Raw genomic sequence first — 20186 nt, 5'->3', positions numbered from 1 at the left:
GATATATAAAGTGTAGGTAAAACGATTTGTTATAGGACTTTGGTAGTAATTGTTACTGTTCTACATCCTACATATTTCAGAGCAGGTGGTGTCAACGATGTCGGGGAAAACGAAGGCAGCAAAAGAGAAAAAGACAAAAACAAAAATCCGATTGGCGTCGGGGATTAAAACGCTCAATACGGACAAATTCAAGGCTAGCTGGTTTAATCCAAGCCGTTCAGTCGGCGCCAAAATGTTTTTGTTTATTTTTGTTAGTATTTTGGTATGCGTGTTAGTTGTTGGGATGCTTGCGTATAACACCTCGAAGAGCATCATACGCACGAACGCAATGAATTCAAACTTCCAAACGATTCAACAAGCAGGCGGAAAGCTTGAACTTTTATTTGAAAACTATGAAAGATTGACGCTCCAAGTCATGGTTGATTCTGAGATTCAAGATCAGCTCGCGATCATTCAGGATAAGTCGGTAGCGCAGTATGAAGCACTGCAAGCGACTCAGAAACTGAATGCTTTGATCCAAAAGTATGTGCTCAGCAATGGCTCAATCCAGAATGGTTACCTTATTCCGCTGACAGATGGGGATTTTGCGTTGGGCAGCTCTGCCTTTGATAGCAAAAAAGCGCACGAGAGCTCGTGGTATCAGGGGATGGTCGATGCATCGGGCCAAGCTGTCTGGATCGAAACACAGCCAAAAGGATTAAATGGCTATATTAACGAGCCTACGATTGCTGTAGGGCGCTTGCTCAAAAACAGCGTTACGAATGAAGCCTTGTTTGCGATTGTGTTTGAAATTAAATTGGCTTCAATTGAAGAGACAGTGGGCAACATCTCGTTAGGCGATGGAAGCACGGTGTCGCTCGTAGACGCGAAGAACCAATACATTAGCTATAAGGGTGAAGATGCCGCATCCAAATATGGCAAGCCAAGCGATACGGTGATTCCGAATAGCGGCGAAGAAGCAAAATCGGGATCGGTTGAAGTGAATGATAATGCAGGCGAATCCGTACTTGCGGCGTATGAGTCCTTCAACGATTCTGGTTGGCGCATTGTAGGCAAAACGCCTGTCAATGAGCTAGTGAAGGATGCTAATAAAATTTTCGTTATGACCTTTATCGTGACGGCAATTGCAGCGGTCGCGGCAATCGTAATCAGCTACTTGATCATTCGGATGTTTGCCCGTCCGCTCGTCCAGCTCCGTAACTTGATGAATGAAGGCGAGCGTGGCAATCTAAGCGTTCGGCTCCATCTGAAGCGCAGCGACGAGATCGGCCAATTGACAGATAGCTTTAACCGCATGATGACGGAAATTACGTCGCTTGTTGACCAGACGAACCTGTCCGCTAAGGACGTTCTGGATACTGCTAGCGAGCTGACGGAAGCATCCCGCAAAACAGCTGTTGCATCCAAAGAGATTTCCGTTGCAACAGAAGAAATTGCTGGAGGCGCAACAAGCCTCGCGATGGAAGCAGAGCGCGGCAATGATTTGACAGCTACAATCAACACGCAAATGAAGACGGTTATGAGTGCTAATAGCTCGATGGAATCTTCAGCAGCAGCTGTCGAACAAGCTAGTGAGCAAGGCACGATTCATATGAACAGCCTGATTGAGAAGACGGGCGAAACAGAAGAAATGACGCGCAACATGGTTAGCAAAGTCGATAAACTGAAGGAATCCACGTCTTCCATACGTAAAATTTTGGACGTATTGAACAACATCACGAAGCAAACGAACATCTTGTCCCTTAACGCAACGATTGAAGCGGCGCGTGCAGGTGCAGCCGGTAAAGGCTTCATGGTTGTAGCCGATGAAATTCGCAAGTTGGCAGACCAATCTCGCCAATCCATTGATGTCGTTGGCCAAATCACCGAGACGATTCAGAAAGAGATTGATGAGACGGTAGAAGTGCTTTCGGAAGCTTATCCAATCTTCCAAGAGCAAGTGTCTTCGGTTAAAGAGTCGAACCAAATCTTCTTGGCTGTCCAAGGCCATATGAGCCGGTTTGGCGAGAGCTTGGGCTCTGTTACAGCAGCAATTGGCAAGCTCGATGAATCGCAAGCAGTTCTGACTGATGCAATGAGCAGTGTAAGCGCAGTAGCGGAGCAGTCGTCAGCAACGTCTGAAGAGGTTGCGTCCCTTAGCACGGAGCAGCTCAGCATTAGCGAAGGGCTTGTTAGATTGTCTAACCGGCTTGAAGATGTTTCGAACAAGCTCAAAGAGTCGCTTTCGAAATTTACAACATCGAGCAACGGTTAAATCGATTTCAACCTGAGATTTATGTTTTACGCAATCCTATATTCATCCGAGCTCCCTGCTGTCATTCTTATAGCAGCAGGGGGCTTTTTGTTTTGCCTGAATTACATTGGTCAATAATGGTTTGTAGTACATGCAGTTATGTTTGTTGATGAAAGGAAGATAAGCAGCAGTGCGTTCAAGATTGATTCAGGTTGCTATCGTGTTTACCGTCATATTTGGATTATGGGAGTGGCGAATGGGCCTAATCTCGTTGTGGCCCAATCACAATCTTAGCGGGCAACGATCGGTTACACAGTTGGCAGTCGCACAGCGTGATCAACCGTTGATCATTGACTCAGGGCGGGGCGATTTCGTTGATCGATTCGGCAGGGCTATTACGGGGAAGACGATTCAAACATTGGCCCTGTTTCCGCATGCTGGAGAAAGAGGTTCCCATGAGCAGCTTGTACGGCTGGCTTCTTTGCTGCATATGAATGTGAAGGAATTGCACGATAAGGTATCGGGGGTGAAGCAGCCGATTCTTTGGACAGATGATGGGGCGTTTGAGCCTATAGCCTTATCGGCTAGCGAGTTGCAAGAGTTAACAAATATTCATCTCGAAGGCATACGTGTAGTGCCCTATCGGCTACGGTACTTGATGCCTTATTCAGCTTCGCAATCAATCGGATATGTGAGCCAGCATCCTGAACGTGTGCGAGCCGAGTACGGGCATGAATATGCAACTGGGCTGATGAAGCTTGACGCAGTCATTGGCGCATCAGGGCTTGAACGGTCGCTTGATCGGCTGCTAAGAGGCGGGCGGGAAACGATGGCATCGTATTATTTGGATGCTGCTGGGCAACCGCTTCGGGGGCTTGGCCTGCGGGTAGTGTCGCCCGTTAACCGGCTATATCCACTGACTGTCGTCACAACGCTGGATCTTCAGCTGCAGGAGCAGATTGATCACTACATCGATTTTCAAGGGTTGAAAGAGGGAGCTGTCGTTGTGCTGGATACAGCAACGGGCGATATTGCAGCAATAGCCTCGCGCCCTGCCTTAAACCCGGAGCGGATTGGCCTTCAAGGAACCGATGCTGCGAACCACGCCATTCGGGCAACTGAGCCCGGCTCAATATTCAAGCTAGTAACCGAAGCGGCTGCATTAGAGGCTGGCGTTACCTCGCCGGATGAATCTTTTCACTGCACAGGCGAATATGGCAAGTATGGCCTGTCGGATTGGAAACACGGCGGGCATGGCGATTTGACGCTGAGGGAAGGCCTCGCGCACTCGTGCAACATTGTTTTTGCTACGATTGCAGAAAGGCTTCATGCGAAACAATTGTCTGCTACAGCCTACCGGCTCGGAATCGGCCATCAGGCAGGCTGGCATTCGGAGAAGCCAATCGGTCCGATTATGGGACCCCTTCGGCTACTTATGGAGGAGGAATCCGGCATGCTGTTCGCGACAACGCCAGTAGCTGATGATGGCGGGCTGTTGGCACAAACCGGCATCGGGCAACGGGATGTTAAGCTTTCTCCCCTTCAGGCAGCCAATATGGTTGTGACAATCGTTAACGATGGCAAAGCTTTTCAGCCTCGTCTAGTGAAAGAAATTCGATATGCGAATGGCCAACGTTTCGTTTCATTTCCAATCCAACGGGCGCCTGAGCCCAAGGGGAGAATCTCGCCTGCAACTGCAGATGAATTGAGAAAAGGAATGGAGGATGTGGTTGCGGAAGGCACCGGATACACGATTCGAGGCGGGATATGGCAGCTTGCGGGCAAATCTGGCACAGCGGAAGTTATTCGCTCTGGCAAGAGCCTGGTGAATCAGTGGTTTATCGGTTACGGCCCAACGAAGAGGCCCCGGTATGCGGTAGCGGTACTTGCGGAGAATCGCTTGCCGAATAGCCCGAATCAAGCGACTCAGCTATTCCGTGGCATTCTGGATATTGTGGCGCAGCACGACAAGGGGCTTGGCGCTAAGTAGGGGCGGTTGAAGATCAAGTACGATGATGGAAATTGTAACGGACCGAGCAGCCCTTATTTGAACATAATTAGGCGCATTTATGTTCTAACGGACCGAGCAGCTGCTATTATGCCAATAGCGTCATCAATTGGCTGTAAAATAGCTAAATAACGGCTGTGGTGTCCGTTACAATTAGCAACGGGTACTTTTGGAGGCTTATAACGGCTCTGAAGTCCGTTAGACAAAAGGTGTCCAAAGCAAAACTGCTTTGAGACACCCTTTTTGTCTAGTTCGGTTAGCAATTCGAGTTTAATCTTGTTCCGCTACAGGCGCGGCAGGCTGTTTTTCATACTCGCCCTGCGGGAGCCGAATCCAGCGATGGAAGTATCCTTGATCGTACAGTGCTTTGATGAGGATGATCAGAATCGGGGACAAAATGACGCCCGCAATGCCGAACAAGGAAAGCGACACGATCATGAAAGCAAGCATCGTGAACGCTGAAACCCCAAGTGTGTCTCCAGTAATTTTTGGTTCGAGAATTTGGCGCGCAAGCACAACCGTTAAGAATAGCACAGATACCCAGATGGCTAACGTCGTCTTGCCGACGATGAATAAGTAGATGATCCACGGCACGAATACAGTGCCAACGCCGAGCAGAGGCAGTACATCGAATATGGCAGAAACGACGGAGATCGTAAATGCGTTATCGACGCCGAGCAGCAGCAAAGAGATGAAGATGACGATAAACGTAATCGAAATCAGCTTTAATTGCGACTTGAGATAAGCGCCGATTCCTTTGAACACGTTATCCCGCAGGAAGGAGAAAGCTTTCTTGAACGTGTTAGGCGTTTTCTCAGCGGCTGTCCGCTTCCAATCTTTGATCTCGACGCTCAGGAAGTAAGCAAGGATAATCCCGATCGCAAAGTTGAAAATAAAAGCAGAGAAGCTTGTCAGATAGCTGGAAATCGTCAGTAAAAATTGCGTCGCCAGATGCTGGCCCTTCGACGTGACATAATCGACGACTTTGTCGAATTGCCCTAATAAGTCGGGAGGGAGTGTATCCATCTTCGCAGCGATCCAATCGGAATGAAGCGCGACCTGGTCCTTCATAATTTGTTGGTACTCAGGAAGCTTCTGGATAAGCCCATTCGCTTGGTCTGCAATAATGTAGCCTGTTCCTAGAAACACGCTTAGAATAACAAGGGTGAATAAAAGCACGCTAATGGCGGAAGCGATCGATTTCTTGATTCCGAGCTTGTTCATCCATCGCGCCGGCGGTTCGATAAACATGTAGATGAAGAAAGATAAAAACACAGGCGTTGCTATTTTGTACAAATGGCTGAATGCAAACATGATGAGGTAGACCGTGAGCGCAATCAGTGCAATGTCGAACGCGGTTCGCCAATATTTTTTATAGAAAATAATCAAGTTGGTGCAGCTCCTTTAACAAAAATGAGTGATGATCGAAAAAGTGGAAGCATAGGCATACATAACATGCATATGTTGTCCAATTCCACCAATTCCATTGTACTACAGTTCGGAAAATGGTGCCTATTTTTGTTGAACGTATGTTACAATTAAGGGAGTGCTTTCGATGGGTAACACCGCCGGTTAACGGCGGAAATAGATATAGAAATCTGGTGGGACAATCGATGCAAAATTTATTCATGCTAATCTTTTATGTCTTTTCGTTCTACGCCTTTCTGCCGGGTTTAATTAGCCGAACCTTCGGTTTTCGTGCTTTCAAACGCGGCCGGGTCGAGCGAGAGATTGCTTTAACATTCGATGATGGGCCGGATCCGAGGTATACCCCGCTGTTGCTTGATTTACTGAAGCGATATGGGGCTAAGGCTACCTTCTTCGTCGTAGGCGCGCATGCAGAGAGGCATCCAGAACTGCTGAAACGAATGGTTGATGAAGGCCATGTTATTGGCATTCATAATTACGAGCACAAAACGAACTGGCTGATGCGGCCGAAAACGGTCAAACGCCACATCCATAAGACAGAAGAAGTCATCAAGAAGGCAACCGGCTCACGTGCTATTTTTTATCGGCCGCCATGGGGCATCGTCAACATGTTCGATTATTCGCTCGGCAATTTGCACATTATCTTATGGTCATCCTTATTCGGGGATTGGCGTTACAAGCTCGGCGCCAAACGGCTTGAGCAGCGGCTCATGAAGAAACTTAAAGCAGGAGAAGTTATTTTGCTGCATGACTGCGGCATGACGCCAGGCGCAGATGAACGCGCTCCTGAGAATATGATCAAGGCGCTTGAGGCTTATGTAGCAGAAGGGACGCGAAGAGGATTCCGGTTCGTTGCGATTGATGAGATGATAGCGTTGACGGAGAAGAGCAAATCGCTAGTGCCAAGCCGCATGAAGCGGCTTATGATTCGGTTATGGCTGGGCTGGGAAACGCTATTCCATGCAGCCTTTCGGACCATTCCAGTCGGCTTGCCAGCGCCAACATTCCATTATCGAATGGCCAAGTATCACGGCGGCGAACTGCATATTGGAGAAGGCCAGGAGCCGCTTCGCAATGGTGACCCAATCGTAGAACTGCATTTTGACAACAAGCTGCTTATGAAGATCGCGCACAAATCAACTTCACCGATCGCTTCTGCCATTCGGCTAGTACGTGCAGTGGAGAAGGAACTGCCTCACTTCGCTTCCGTATTAGCGAAGGATCCTGTGGCAAAAGCGGCGAAAGCGGTCTATGGCGTGACAATGATTACACGAGGCGCGGATCGGCTAGGATTCCATATTCATGACTTGCCTAAAGGGCTTTTCGTGAGAATGTCCAAAATATACCTGCGATTCTTGATGCGCGTATTAACGCCTTCTCATAAGAGCAACAAGAGCAAAAAAAGCGACAAATTAACGAGCGAAATTATCCCTCGTGCAATAACCTTTTCCATTCCAGATTTGTTGAAGCTTGCGCATCCGGCGAATGCTGTCACCATACATGACAATGAGAGCAAGCAAGCAGCTCGTAAACGTGATGTTGCACGCAGCCTGCAAAATGCTGAACAAATGGATTTGGAGTTAGAAGGTGCGGTAATGGATCGCCCGGGTGGGTAATCCTTGCCTGGTTGAAATAATCGCAAAAACCGCTACAGCCTGTTCAGCAGGCTATAGCGGTTTTTTTTATGTTTATTAAGTAGAGGATGCTGGAAGCATATGCTTGAATGGGAGGGGGAAAGATAACTCTTACAAAAATAAAGACCCGCCATCGTGAGGCGGGTCTTATTGCCATTACATTTAATTATATTTTGAGAACAGCGCCCATGCTGGCGTTTGTAACGAGTTTGGAATAACGGGCGAGGAAGCCTGTTTTGATCTTCGGCTCGAATTCCGTCCACTCTGCCATTCGTTTAGCGAGCTCTTCATCATCGATGAGCAGGTTCATCGTACGGTTGTTCAGGTCCAGCTCAATCGTTTCGCCGTCGCGCACGAATGCGAGCGGACCGCCTTCAGCAGCCTCTGGCGAGATGTGACCGATGCTGATGCCGCGCGATGCGCCGGAGAAGCGGCCGTCCGTAAGCAAGCCGACTTTAGCGCCGAGTCCCATGCCGACGATTTGCGATGTTGGCGCGAGCATCTCTGGCATGCCAGGTCCGCCTTTAGGGCCTTCATAACGAATAACGACAACATGGCCTTCTTTAATCTGGCCATTAGCGATGCCTGCCAATGCTTCGTCTTGCGAATCGAAGCAGATTGCAGGGCCTTTGTGATAGCCGCCAACCGATTTGTCGACCGCGCCTACTTTAATAATCGCGCCTTCAGGGGCGATATTGCCGAAGAGGACAGCCAATCCGCCGCGTTCGGTATGCGGGTTATCGATTGTGTGGATGACTTCCGTATCGAGAATTTCGCAGCCAGCTACATTTTCACGCAACGTTTTGCCTGTTACGGTAATGTTATCGCCATGCAGTGCGCCTGGTTTTTTGAATAGCTCATTCAGCACAGCGCTTACGCCGCCTGCGTTATGAACATCTTCGATATGCCAGTCGGATGCAGGAGCGATTTTGGCCAAATGCGGCACGCGGTCTGCGATTTCGTTAATGCGGGCAATTGGGTATTCAATGCCAGCTTCTTGTGCCAGTGCCAGCGTATGAAGAACGGTATTGGTCGAACCGCCCATCGCCATATCCAATGCGAAAGCATTGTCGATCGCTTCTTTCGTGACGATGTCACGTGGCTTGATGTCGAGCTTGATGAGTTCCATCAGCTGTGTAGCGGAACGTTTGACGAATTCTCTGCGCTCTGGCGCTACAGCAAGAATCGTACCGTTGCCTGGAAGGGCAAGGCCGAGGCCTTCAGCCAGACAGTTCATGGAGTTAGCCGTGAACATGCCGGAGCATGAGCCGCATGTCGGACAGCCGTATTGCTCCAGCTCCGTCAAGCTTTTCTCATCGATTTTGCCGGCTTGGAATGCACCAACGCCTTCGAATACATTGGAGAGCGAGATCGAGCGGCCATCAGCTGTTTTGCCAGCTTTCATTGGGCCGCCACTTACGAACAGGGTAGGGATGTTTACGCGAAGCGCGCCCATCATCATGCCTGGCGTAATTTTGTCACAGTTCGGGATACAGACCATGCCGTCGAACCAGTGCGCATTAACTACCGTTTCTACGGAGTCAGCAATAATTTCACGGCTTGCCAGCGAGTAACGCATGCCAACGTGACCCATTGCAATGCCGTCGTCGACGCCAATCGTGTTGAACTCGAATGGAACGCCGCCAGCTTCGCGGATTGCTTCTTTTACGATTTTGCCGAATTCCTGCAAGTGCACATGTCCAGGAACGATGTCGATATACGAGTTACAAACCGCGATGAACGGTTTGCCGAAATCTTCTTCTTTTACGCCAGCTGCACGAAGCAAGCTGCGGTGAGGCGCCCGGTCAAATCCTTTTTTGATCATATCGGAGCGCATTTTTTTGTTTTTGGCCGACATTGAAGTCCCTCCCATGAGTTTGTCCATAGCTATTAGTGTACCACAATGGGCGAAAAGTGACTACCGGAACGTAGGGAGGATTGCCTCCATCAATGGCATAATCGCCCTGCCGGACACCGAATCTTAACGAGATGTTAAGAAACGCTTAAACCTTGTTAAGGTGCTCGCCGCTGTAAGACAAAGCGTGTTGCCATCGTGTATAGTTAAATCATATAAATGAACGACAAAAAACGGGGGAACGCTTGTGACGCGAACGATATTAATTGTCGATGATGACCGCCAGATCGCGGAGCTCGTCGACATATACTTGCGCAATGAAGGGTATTCGACTGCGATTGCCGGTGACGGGGAGGAGGCGCTTCGGATGTTTGAGGCGCAGCCGTTTGATCTCATCGTGCTTGATGTGATGATGCCAAGAATGGACGGGCTGGAGCTGTGCCGCCGCCTGCGGAGGGACGAGTCAGTCCAGACTGTGCCGATTCTTATGTTAAGCGCGAAGGCGGAGGACATGGACAAAATCATGGGCCTGATGACTGGCGCTGATGATTATATGACGAAGCCGTTTAACCCGCTTGAGCTTGCAGTTCGGGTCAAATCACTATTGCGGCGCTCGTACCAATACAGCAAGCCTGCCAAGGCTGAGGACGATGGCAGCTTGTTTATTGGTGGGCTAAGAATAGACCGGACCACGCATAAAGCGGAGGCAGATGGGCGTTTGCTTCATTTGACTTCAACAGAGTTCGGCATTCTATATTTGCTCGCTAGCCAGCCGGGCCGCGTATTTAGTGCGGAAGAGATTTTCCAGCATGTGTGGCGGGAAAAATATTTTGAATCGAACAACACGGTAATGGTCCATATTAGCAAGCTGCGTGACAAGCTGGAGCAGGAGACTGGCGATAAACTGATCATAACAGTATGGGGAGTCGGATATAAGATCGATGCATAATATTGTTCTTCGAATGTCACTGCGGCTTATCTGGCATCTGTTTTTTGCGATGGCTTTGTCCTTTATCACGTATTTTCTGCTGATCTCGGTTGGGCTGCAGCTCTTGGTCCAGTTTCCGAAAATGTACCGAGCGACAGCCGATCTGGCGATTGGGCTCGATGAGATGTTTATTCCGAGCTTGTTGATCGCGATGTTTTTGTTTTATTTGATTCTGCTGCAAATTCGGCAATATCGGTATTTGGCACGCATTATTCGTTCCGTTCAGGACATTTCCGAAGGAAACTTTAATCACCGGATTCCTGTTCGGCAAGGGAATGAATTAACCGAGCTTGCAGAAGTTACGAATCAAATTGTGTCGCGCATGTCGGAAACGCTAGACGACCAGCGCCGTTCCGAACAGGCGAAAAATGAGCTGATAACGAACGTTTCGCATGACCTTCGTACGCCGCTGACGTCGATTATCGGCTATCTTGGCTTAATTGAGCAAGACCGCTATCGCGATGAGATCGAACTGCGCTACTATGTGCAAATCGCGCATGACAAGTCCAAGCGTTTAGGCGTGCTGATCGAGGATTTGTTCGAATATACGAGGATGCGGCATGATGCGATCCCGCTTAAACGTACTGAGTTTGATCTTATTGAGCTGTTGAAACAGCTGCTGGTTCAGTATCGGGTAGCGCTATCAGATGCTGGACTGGAGGGGACGATGCAGGCCGCAGAGACAACGGTGCCGATGTTCGCGGACGCGGATAAGCTTGTTCGCGTATTCGAAAATTTGTTCGCGAATGCCATTGCCTATGGCAAGGATGGCAAAAGGCTCGACGTTAACGTTCATGCCGAGGATGGGCACGCGGTCGTAGAAGTGATGAATTATGGCGAGCCGATTCCATCGGTGGATTTGCCGCATATATTCGACCGTTTCTATCGTGTGGATAAATCGCGTACGGAAGAAGCGGGCACGCGAGGCTCTGGTTTAGGGCTTGCAATTGCCAAGAGCATTGTGGAGCGCCATAATGGCACGATCGCCGTGCTTAGCGACTCGTATCGGACAGCGTTCGTGCTGCGATTGCCGATGCACCTCCCTGATTTAGAAACATAGGGCGGCAAATATAAACCAATTTTAAGGTTTTCTTATGAAAGGGTTATGGAACGGTTTCGGTTTCGTTAAATTGGCTTTCGTACAATGGGAATATCCATTCTTAATGTACGGAGGTTGGCTTCATGAAACGAATGTTGCTTGTTGTCGTTGCTGTTGCAGCGTTGCTAATTTATATCCAATCAACGGGTTCCGCATCTGGCTGGCTATTTGGCAAAGGGGATGCGCCACATATTGAAGCGAAGTCTGCAATCTTGATCGATGCCAATACGGGACAGACGATTTTCGCGCAAGGGGCGAATAAGGCGCTGCCGCCGGCTAGCATGTCCAAGCTAATGACAGAGCTCATCGTGCTCGAAACGGTGCGTGCAGGCAAGCTTGGATGGAAGGATCAAGTGACAGTTAGCGCTTATGCGGCAGGCGTGCCGGGAGCAGGTGCGGGCCTGAGGGGCGGAGAGCACCGCACTGTGAAAGAGCTCTTCGAATCGATGGCTGTTCATTCGGCGAATGATGCTGCGGTCGCGCTCGCCGAGCGGATCGGGGGAAGCGAGCGCCAGTTCGTTGCGCTGATGAATGAAAAAGCGAAAGCAATCGGGCTCTCGGAGAGCACGAAATTCGCCAATGCGACTGGTTTGAGCAGCAGTGACTTGATGGGCTATGGCGAATCGTCGGCAGCAGAAGGCGAAACAGCCATGACTGCGCGGGATGTCGCATTGTTGGCAAGGCATATGATTCGCTCGTATCCTGAAGTGCTGGCCATTACGTCAAGAGCGGCCGTCGGCTCGAACCGAAACATAGCAGATGATGCTAAATTGCGGACGACGAACTTAATGCTGCCGGGGGAACGTTTCGCTTACCCGGGAAGCGATGGGCTTAAGACGGGTTATACGGAACGTGCGGGATACTGCTTTACGGGTACGACTGCAAGAGGCGGGACACGTTTGATTGCCGTCGTTATGGGCGCAGATTCAGCCGATGGGCGGTTCATCGAGACGGAGCGGCTGTATGATCTTGGCTTCGGGGAGAAGAAGGGAGCGGGCAACAAGCTGGCTGCTGGGATTTCCCGATTGTTCCTGGCGTTTGTGCCTTCACGTTCGGTTTAATGGCCGCAGCGGCAAACTTAGATGAAGAGAGGAAGAAGCTATTCTTGTCCAGGGGGATAAGGGTAGTTTCTTTTCTTTTGTTCGGAAAATGAGGCTAGTTCAAGAATTTTGTGTTAGGTATATGTGATTAAAAAAGATGGTTCGTAAACCGATTTAATTAAAATGACACATCAATGTAATATAACCTAACATAAAATAGTTTACACCTCTTTCGTAGCCTACTATAATATGGATAGATTGTACCGCATCAAGCGGGTTGGGAGTCGAATCCTTCACACGAATGAGGTGTCATGCATGCAACTGACAGAACGCGAGAAAGAAAAGCTGTTAATTACGGTCGCGGCTGATCTGGCCAGAAGGCGTATGCAGCGGGGCGTAAAGCTTAATTATCCAGAAAGCATTGCTCTCCTAACATCGGAAATTATGGAAGGCGCGCGCGATGGGATGACTGTAGCTGCGCTGATGGCGTATGGCACGACGATTTTGAAGAGTGATCAGGTGATGGAAGGCGTGCCTGCAATGATTCACGAAGTGCAGGTCGAAGCGACGTTTCCTGACGGGACGAAGCTAGTGACGATCCATCATCCAATAGGAGAGTGAGACGATGATTCCAGGCGAATACCGTACAGCGTCGGGCGATATCGAATTAAATGCGGGACGCAAAGGCGCAGAGCTAATCATCGCGAATACGGGTGACAGGCCCGTGCAGGTTGGCTCGCATTATCATTTGTTCGAGGTGAACCGTTCGTTGCGGTTCGATCGTGAAGCTGCCTTCGGCATGCGGCTGGATATTCCGGCGGGCACGGCGGTACGGTTCGAGCCAGGCGAAGAGAAGCCTGTTCGAATTGTAGAGCTAGGGGGAGCGAAGCGCTCCTTCGGTTTGAACGGCTTAACGCAGGGCGAGGCCATTCACGGGCAGATGAACGATGAGGTTCGTGCGCGATGGCAGGCATGGGAGGCGAACGGGCAATGAGCAGAATCGATCGGCAGAGCTATGCACAGATGTTCGGCCCGACGGCCGGCGATGCGATCCGGCTGGCTGACACCGAGCTTTGGGCGGAGATTGAACGGGATTATACCGTATACGGCGATGAGTGCAAATTCGGTGGAGGCAAAGTTATCCGCGACGGCATGGGCCAATCAAGCGGCGCCCTGCGAGACGAAGGCGTGCTCGATACGCTCATTACGAACGCAGTTATCATTGATCATTGGGGCATCGTAAAGGCGGATATTGGCATAAAAGACGGCGTCATCGTCGGCATCGGCAAAGCCGGCAACCCTGACATCATGGATGGGGTGACACCGGGCATGATCGCTGGCGCTAGCACGGAAGTAATCGCAGGCGAAGGCAGAATCGTAACCGCTGGCGGCATCGATTCGCATATTCATTTTATATGCCCGCAGCAGATTGAAACCGCGCTCTCTTCTGGCGTGACGACGATGATCGGCGGCGGCACGGGTCCGGCAACAGGCACGAACGCTACAACGGTGACGCCGGGCGTATGGCATATGTCGCGAATGCTGGAATCGATTGAAGCTTTCCCGATGAACATCGGCTTGACTGGCAAAGGCAACGCTTCGTTCCTGGGGCCGTTAGTGGAGCAAATTGAAGCCGGTGCGATCGGGCTGAAGCTGCACGAGGACTGGGGAACGACGCCAGCGGCGATCGATACCTGTCTCGAAGCGGCGGAGCAGTATGATATTCAAGTCGCGATTCACACGGACACGCTCAATGAAGCGGGATTTCTTGAAGATACGCTGGCGGCATTCAAAGGGCGAACGATTCATACGTATCATACGGAGGGGGCAGGCGGCGGCCATGCGCCTGACATCATTCGGGCGGCTGGCGAGCCGAATGTGTTGCCTTCCTCGACCAACCCGACACGGCCGTTTACGGTCAATACGATCGAGGAGCATCTCGATATGCTGATGGTTTGCCATCACCTTGATAGCCGAATTCCAGAGGATGTGGCGTTTGCGGATTCGCGAATTCGTCCGGAAACGATTGCTGCGGAAGACATTTTGCATGATATGGGCGTTTTCAGCATGATTAGCTCAGACTCGCAGGCGATGGGCCGGGTGGGCGAAGTGATCATTCGAACGTGGCAGACGGCGGACAAAATGAAACGCCAGCGCGGGGCGCTAGCGCCGGATACGGCTAGCAACGATAACTTCCGCATTAAACGTTACATTGCCAAATATACGATTAATCCCGCAATTACGCATGGCGTTTCGCATATGGTAGGGTCGCTTGAGGTTGGCAAATTCGCTGATCTGGTGCTGTGGCATCCGATGTTTTTCGGCGTGAAGCCGGATCTCGTCTTGAAGGGCGGCAGCATCGCTTACGCGCAGATGGGCGACCCTAACGCGTCCATCCCGACACCGCAGCCAGTATGGGGCAGGCCGATGTTTGCCGCCTTCGGCAAATCGTTGTCGCATAGTTCGATTACCTTTGTATCGCAGGCCGCCTTTGACAATGGAATAAAAGAGAAGCTTGGCTTGCAGAAGCGGGTGGAGCCCGTCCGCGGATGCCGCAAGGTGACGAAGAAGGATATGATTCATAACGATGCTACGCCGCGCATTGAGGTTGATCCTGAGACGTACCGCGTAACGGTTGATGGTGAGCATGTGACATGCGAGCCTGCGGATGTTTTGCCGATGGCGCAGCGATATTTTCTGTTCTAAACGATGATGGCGAATTGGTTAGCGATCCAGCAGTTGCTCGACTCAGCATTGCCGATTGGCGGCTTCTCGCATTCTTTCGGTTTAGAGACGATGGTGCAAGAGGGGCGGCTGGTTACGGGCAGCCAGTTGGAATCTTATATTCAGGCGATGCTGCGGCAAAGCTGGGCGACTTGCGATGCGATGGCGATTCGAGCGGTTTACCGTGATGCGGCAGCCGGCGATTGGGAGCAGTTATGGGCAGTAGAACGGCTCGTTCATACGCAACGGCTTGGGATGGAGACGCGGGCAGGCGTTGAGAAAATGGGAAAGCGGCTGCTTAAGCTCGCTGCTGACATTTGGCCGCAGATGGACTGGTCGGATTTGAGCGCTGCGTTAAAGGAAGGGAAGTGCCTCGCGACGCATCCGCTGTCACATGGCTTTATATGCTGGCGGTTGGGCGCTACCGAGCAGCAGGCCGTAGAGAGCTATTGCTACACGAGCATCGTAATGAGCGTCAATAGCGCGCTTCGGCTTATGTCTATGGGGCAAACGGAAGGGCAGCGCCTCATCGCGAGGTTGACACCGTTAACTGCAGAGGCGTGGGCGATTGCCCGGGAAATAGGGCCGGAAGATGCTTATTCGAACATGCCGATGGCTGAGCTGGCGATGATGCGCCATGAGACGTTGTATTCGCGATTATTTATGTCATAGCGAGCGATTTTGAACAGGCTACGAATAACGAGGAGGAATGTACAATGTGCCAAGGACAAGGACATGACCATAAAGAGTGGGTGCAGCCAGCAGTGGATGGATCGAGGCCGATTCGTATTGGGATTGGCGGACCGGTAGGCTCTGGCAAAACGGCTTTGGTGGAACGGCTAGCGCGAGAAATCGTTGGGCGTTACAGCGTAGCGGTTATTACGAACGATATTTATACCAAAGAGGATGCGCGCATTCTAGCAGCAACGGGCGTTTTGCCAGAAGAGCGTATCATTGGCGTAGAGACGGGAGGCTGCCCGCATACGGCGATTCGCGAGGATGCGTCGATGAATTTTGAAGCGATTGAAGAGTTAGAGAGCCGCTTCTCGCCGCTGGATCTGATTTTTATCGAGAGCGGCGGCGATAATCTGGCAGCAGCGTTCAGCCCTGAGCTGGTCGACCGTTTTATCTATATTATCGACGTGGCGCAAGGGGAAAAAATTCCGCGCAAAGGCGGACCGGGCATCATGCGTTCCGATTTGCTTGTCATTAACAAAATCGATCTTGCACCTCATGTCGGCGCAAGCTTGGAAGTCATGAATGCAGACTCCAAACGGATGCGTGGCGACCGTCCGTTCGTCTTCTCGAATTTATTCGGCGGCGACGGTGTCGCAGAGATTGTCGCTTGGCTGGAGCATGAGATTGCACATGCCAAAGGGTTGGCGCATGAGCATGTGCCTGACCATGGTCGTGAGCAAGCGCATACGAAAGGGCATAATCATGAAGTTCATGCGCACAAGCATGGGCATTCCCACTAGTACGAGGACACTCGGGCACGGCCGGGTGACGGCGCTTCGCGCTTCCTTTGAATGCCCGCGAGACCGGACGGTTATGACGGAGAAATACCATAACGCTCCAATCAAAATAGCCAAAACCTTCCCGCTGGGAAAGGGCGTTGGCGCGATTGTGATGGACGTGTCGCCCGGATTGCTCGATGGCGATCACTATGAACTTAACTGGCAATGTGGGGATCGAAGCCGTGTTTATGTGACGAACCAATCGTTTACGAAAGTGCACCCTGCGGGCGAGCAGAACGGCGCTTTGCTGAGGCAATCGTTCACGCTTGGCGAAGGGGCCGTTATGGAGCATATGCCAGAGCCTGTCATGCTCTATAAAGGCGCGGCGTTCCGAAGCGAGACGAATGTAACGCTGTCGCAAGGCGCCATCTGGATGCAAGTGGATGTGTGGTGCCCGGGCCGGACGCTTCGCGGCGAGGTGTTTCAGTATGCGCGATTTGATAGCCGCACTCGGGTGCACTATGGGGAAGAGTTGATTTTTGCCCAGCGCCAGCTGATCGAGCCTGCTTCCCAGCTGATCACAGTACCTGGGAGCTGGGAGAAGGCAAGCCATATCGGCAGCTTTCTCGCTTTCGGCGACCGAATCGGAGCGGCGCAGTTGGAGGCGGTGCGAGAAGCGCTTGCAGCGCTGCCTAATCGGGATGTTTATGGCATTGCGATCGGTGCTTCGCTTACGCATAAACATGGCTTAGCGGTCATGGCTGCTGGCACCGCATCGTGGCCGCTGCAAGAAGCGCTTCGCTCCGCTTGGGCAGCTGTTCGGCTGTCTGTGCTGGGCGAACCGCCGCAGCAGCTGCTGCGGGTATGATGGGATGCGAAGTGAGCGCCGGGCGTGAAGTAAATTGAAAAAGCGTTGTAGCAGCATGCAGTAGGTTTGCATGCTGCTACAACGCTTCTTTGGTTAGCTCGCGTTGGGACTGGAAGGTGGAGAACGGGCAGATGCTGAAGCAGAAGGCGGAATAGGGTAGAGAAACCTGCCGTATTAGCCGGCTGGGCTGGTAGAGGGCGAAATAGGGCAGGTAAACCTGCCGTATTCCTAATCGGATTCGCGGTGGATATACTCTGGGACGAGCAGGGTGCGTGTAGGCAAACTGCCTGCATCTTCAATCGCTTGCAGCAATGTTTCGGCTACAGCGTCTGCCAATGCTGCTTCTGGGACACCGACGGCAGATAGTGGAATGTCGAGCTGCTCCATGTGGGGAATGTGGTCGTAGCTCACAATTGCAACGTCCCGCGGAATGGCAATGCCCTCTCCTTGGAAGGCGCGAAGGATGCCGCTTGCCAGATCGTAGCTTCCGCTAATGACAGCGGTAGGGCGATCCTGCATTGCTAACAGCCGTTTGGCGGCGTGATAGCCATTCTGCCATTGCAAACCTTCCGAGTCGAGCAGCAGCTCGTCCTCAATGGGAATGCCAGCGGCCTGCAGCCCTTCTTGGTAGCCGATCCATTTTTCCCGCTGCTGCATGGATTCATCGATATAGGGGCCGATGTATGCGATGCGGGAGTGCCCGCTATCGACAAGCTTGGCCACGGCGAGCTTGATCGCTTCCCGCCGATTCATGTCCACAGCGGGCACGTGTTCGCGAAACGGGGTGCCAATCGTTAGAACCGGAACGGTGGGCAATTGGTCAACTGCAGTCATGCGAAACGTACTTTCTTCGAACAGCAAGATAGCATCCACGCGCAGCCTTTCGAACGTCGCGATCGCTTCTTGCGGCTCATGGATGGATAACAGGGCGGTAAGCCCCTTGGTCGCTAGCCGGCGCTGGATGGATGTCACTAGCGAGGACAACGCCGCGCGTTCGACCGATGGCCAGACGATGCCGACTAAGCCCGTCCGCTTCGTGACGAGACTGCGAGCGGCTAAGTTCGGCCGATAGCCGAGCGATTCGGCGGCTTCAACGATTTTGCGTTTGGTTTCTTCCTTAACGAGCGGGCTGTTGTTAAGCGCCTTGGCGACGGTGGAATAGCTGACGCCGACTTGTTTGGAAATATCTTTAATCGTAACGGACATAAGCGTGGTGTCCTTTCATGGGTCAATCCCGTTCATTTTAATGGGTATAGCTTTATTATAACGGGTGTGGCTGTTCTGACAATGCTCAATGCTTACAAAAACTGTCGGGATATTTCGTTTGTGTACGGCATTTTCAGCAAACATTCAGTTGTTTCCCATCTTCCATTCATGTTCGTGTGGTTGAATAGAGGCATACGAAAGAATAACCATTACTGCTGAATCTACTAAAATAGAACGCTCGTGTTGAATGGAGGATTGGAATATGGGGAAGCGGCTGAAGAGATGGAAAAGCTGGAAGTGGCCGATCGGTGCAACTGGCTTTATCGTGTTATTGCTTGGGGTTCATGCGGTCAAATCAAGCCCTGAGTTTGCGGAGGCGCAAGGTGCGGAATCGGGCTCAAAGGCAGCCGTTAGCAATAACCTGCCGACAAGCCGGCAACAAGGTGCTGATGCCTGGATGGAGCAGCGGGAAAACGGGAATCGCATGGAGGGCAGGCCGAGTTTCGGCCGCCGCGGCGCAGGGAGGAGCTCTAGTTCTGCGGATAACCAGGATAATCAAAACGGCAACTTCCCGGATCGGGAAAACCCGTCATTCGGGTCAAACTCCCGGGTCTCTTAGAGGGGAGGAAATCAAGTGAATGCCAAAAGCTTAAAAACCTATACATTCCGCGCAATGAACACAGCCATCGAACTATCGCTTGTATGTACCGTCGATGCGATGGAGAAGTCGATTGCACTTGCGGAAGACTGGTTTGAAGAGGTGGAGCGGCTATTCAGCCGATTCCGGCGCGATAGCGAGCTATGCCGCATTAATCAAGCAAATGGCGCACCAGTGCTGGTTTCCACCTTGATGCTTGATCTCCTGCAATTATCAGAACAATACCGCAGGCAAACTTCGGGCATTTTTTCTCCTTATGTCGGGAGACAGCTAGTGGAAGCAGGCTATGACCGGTCGTTTGAACAGCTTGAGCAGCTTAAGGAATTTACGGTTGACGGAATAGGCGACCGGAACGGCAGCCAGGCTCGTGATTCTAATCCCGAACCTATTAATTTGGTCCCATCACCGCTCCAATTGGATATGGGCATGCGCGCCGTCACTTTGGAGGCGGGCGTGCAACTGGATTTTGGCGGCATCGCGAAAAGTTGGGCCACCCAGCAGCTCGCTCGCTGGCTCCGCACCCATTACGACATATCGACAGGGCTCGTTAACGCCGGAGGCGACCTTGAAGCTTGGCATCACGAGCATCATGCAGAGGGGCCGCGCTGGCAGCTAAACGTTGATATGCCGCTAATGGCAAGTGACGGGGCGATTTTGCAACGAGTAAACAATGGATCGATGGCTACCTCGGGCATGCACCGGAGGCGATGGTTGACCCAGCAGGGGGCGAAGCATCATTTGATTCATCCGTTAACTGGGCGCCCCTCGGCTAGTGATGTCGTGCAATGTACGGTTAGTGGTGAAAATTTGATAGACTGCGAGATTTGGGCCAAAACGATCTGCATTGTTGGGAAGCAATTAGGGCTGGCCATGTTGCAGGAGCGGGCGCCGGCTTACGAAGCGCTTCTTGTGGACAAGGCTGGGCTGCTAACTTGGCATGGCACGGGATGGAACAAAGCGATGGCAACTAAGGTGGGGGGTTAGCAGA

17 protein-coding genes are annotated in these 20186 nt (G+C 51.6%); 14 read left to right on the top strand and 3 right to left on the bottom strand.

Features of this window, described 5'->3' with window-relative positions; all coding sequences use genetic code 11:
* Positions 1-97: 97 nt before the first annotated feature.
* Positions 98-2254, top strand: a complete 2157-nt coding sequence (locus tag GON22_RS20415) for a methyl-accepting chemotaxis protein (protein ID WP_160397966.1) — start codon at positions 98-100, stop codon at positions 2252-2254.
* A 169-nt stretch (positions 2255-2423) separates the two neighbouring features.
* Positions 2424-4223 carry a peptidoglycan D,D-transpeptidase FtsI family protein gene (locus GON22_RS20410; RefSeq protein ID WP_336604339.1) on the top strand — a complete coding sequence of 600 codons (1800 nt, stop codon included), beginning with the start codon at positions 2424-2426 and terminating at the stop codon, positions 4221-4223.
* 288 nt (positions 4224-4511) lie between these two features.
* Here GON22_RS20410 and ytvI read toward each other — a convergent pair whose 3' ends face one another.
* Positions 4512-5630, bottom strand: a complete 1119-nt coding sequence (gene ytvI, locus GON22_RS20405; protein WP_160397965.1) for a sporulation integral membrane protein YtvI — start codon at positions 5628-5630, stop codon at positions 4512-4514.
* Between the two features lie 224 nt (positions 5631-5854).
* On the opposite strand from ytvI, the gene GON22_RS20400 reads away from it, so the two are divergent.
* A complete protein-coding gene (locus GON22_RS20400) occupies positions 5855-7285 on the top strand; it encodes a polysaccharide deacetylase family protein (protein ID WP_160397964.1) in 1431 nt (476 codons plus the stop codon).
* Positions 7286-7469: 184 nt separating this feature from the next.
* Here the strand turns inward: GON22_RS20400 and ilvD are convergent, their stop codons facing one another.
* Positions 7470-9161 carry a dihydroxy-acid dehydratase gene (gene ilvD / locus GON22_RS20395; RefSeq protein WP_160397963.1) on the bottom strand — a complete coding sequence of 564 codons (1692 nt, stop codon included), beginning with the start codon at positions 9159-9161 and terminating at the stop codon, positions 7470-7472.
* A gap of 244 nt (positions 9162-9405) precedes the next feature.
* On the opposite strand from ilvD, the gene GON22_RS20390 reads away from it, so the two are divergent.
* From GON22_RS20390 to GON22_RS20350, 9 genes are all read left to right on the top strand, one after another.
* A complete protein-coding gene (locus GON22_RS20390) occupies positions 9406-10107 on the top strand; it encodes a response regulator (RefSeq protein WP_160397962.1) in 702 nt (233 codons plus the stop codon).
* The gene (locus tag GON22_RS20385; RefSeq protein WP_160397961.1) at positions 10100-11206 is read left to right on the top strand and encodes a sensor histidine kinase; all 1107 of its coding nucleotides are present in this window, start codon (positions 10100-10102) and stop codon (positions 11204-11206) included. The genes GON22_RS20390 and GON22_RS20385 overlap by 8 nt, the downstream gene beginning before the upstream one ends.
* 122 nt (positions 11207-11328) lie before the next feature.
* Positions 11329-12306, top strand: coding sequence for a D-alanyl-D-alanine carboxypeptidase family protein (locus GON22_RS20380; RefSeq protein ID WP_160397960.1), 978 nt, complete (start codon positions 11329-11331; stop codon positions 12304-12306).
* Between the two features lie 294 nt (positions 12307-12600).
* Positions 12601-12906 (top strand): urease subunit gamma, encoded by a 306-nt coding sequence (locus tag GON22_RS20375; RefSeq protein ID WP_160397959.1) that lies wholly within the window; start codon positions 12601-12603, stop codon positions 12904-12906.
* A 4-nt stretch (positions 12907-12910) separates the two neighbouring features.
* Positions 12911-13279 (top strand): urease subunit beta, encoded by a 369-nt coding sequence (gene ureB, locus GON22_RS20370; protein WP_160397958.1) that lies wholly within the window; start codon positions 12911-12913, stop codon positions 13277-13279.
* On the top strand, positions 13276-14991 hold the full coding sequence (gene ureC, locus GON22_RS20365; RefSeq protein WP_160397957.1) for an urease subunit alpha: 1716 nt from the start codon (positions 13276-13278) through the stop codon (positions 14989-14991). Before ureB ends, ureC begins: the two co-directional genes overlap by 4 nt.
* A 6-nt stretch (positions 14992-14997) precedes the next feature.
* Positions 14998-15681 carry an urease accessory protein UreF gene (locus GON22_RS20360; RefSeq protein ID WP_336604338.1) on the top strand — a complete coding sequence of 228 codons (684 nt, stop codon included), beginning with the start codon at positions 14998-15000 and terminating at the stop codon, positions 15679-15681.
* 44 nt (positions 15682-15725) lie between these two features.
* A complete protein-coding gene (gene ureG / locus GON22_RS20355; protein ID WP_237179266.1) occupies positions 15726-16487 on the top strand; it encodes an urease accessory protein UreG in 762 nt (253 codons plus the stop codon).
* Positions 16450-17334: an urease accessory protein UreD gene (locus GON22_RS20350; protein ID WP_160397956.1), complete on the top strand. Its 885-nt coding sequence runs from the start codon at positions 16450-16452 to the stop codon at positions 17332-17334. Before ureG ends, GON22_RS20350 begins: the two co-directional genes overlap by 38 nt.
* A gap of 228 nt (positions 17335-17562) precedes the next feature.
* On the opposite strand, the gene GON22_RS20345 is transcribed toward GON22_RS20350, so the two are convergent.
* A complete protein-coding gene (locus GON22_RS20345; RefSeq protein ID WP_160397955.1) occupies positions 17563-18540 on the bottom strand; it encodes a LacI family DNA-binding transcriptional regulator in 978 nt (325 codons plus the stop codon).
* A gap of 262 nt (positions 18541-18802) precedes the next feature.
* Between GON22_RS20345 and GON22_RS20340 the strand changes: the two genes are divergently transcribed.
* Together GON22_RS20340 and GON22_RS20335 are read left to right on the top strand one after the other, a co-directional pair.
* Positions 18803-19159: a hypothetical protein gene (locus GON22_RS20340; RefSeq protein ID WP_160397954.1), complete on the top strand. Its 357-nt coding sequence runs from the start codon at positions 18803-18805 to the stop codon at positions 19157-19159.
* 15 nt (positions 19160-19174) lie between these two features.
* Positions 19175-20182, top strand: a complete 1008-nt coding sequence (locus GON22_RS20335; RefSeq protein WP_160397953.1) for an FAD:protein FMN transferase — start codon at positions 19175-19177, stop codon at positions 20180-20182.
* Positions 20183-20186: the final 4 nt, after the last annotated feature.

The sequence above is a fragment of the Paenibacillus sp. MMS18-CY102 genome (genome assembly GCF_009789195.1).
Lineage (GTDB): Bacteria > Bacillota > Bacilli > Paenibacillales > Paenibacillaceae > Paenibacillus_T.
The sequence above is the reverse complement of the archived record's forward strand: the minus strand, read 5'-3'. Positions and strand labels throughout refer to the sequence as shown.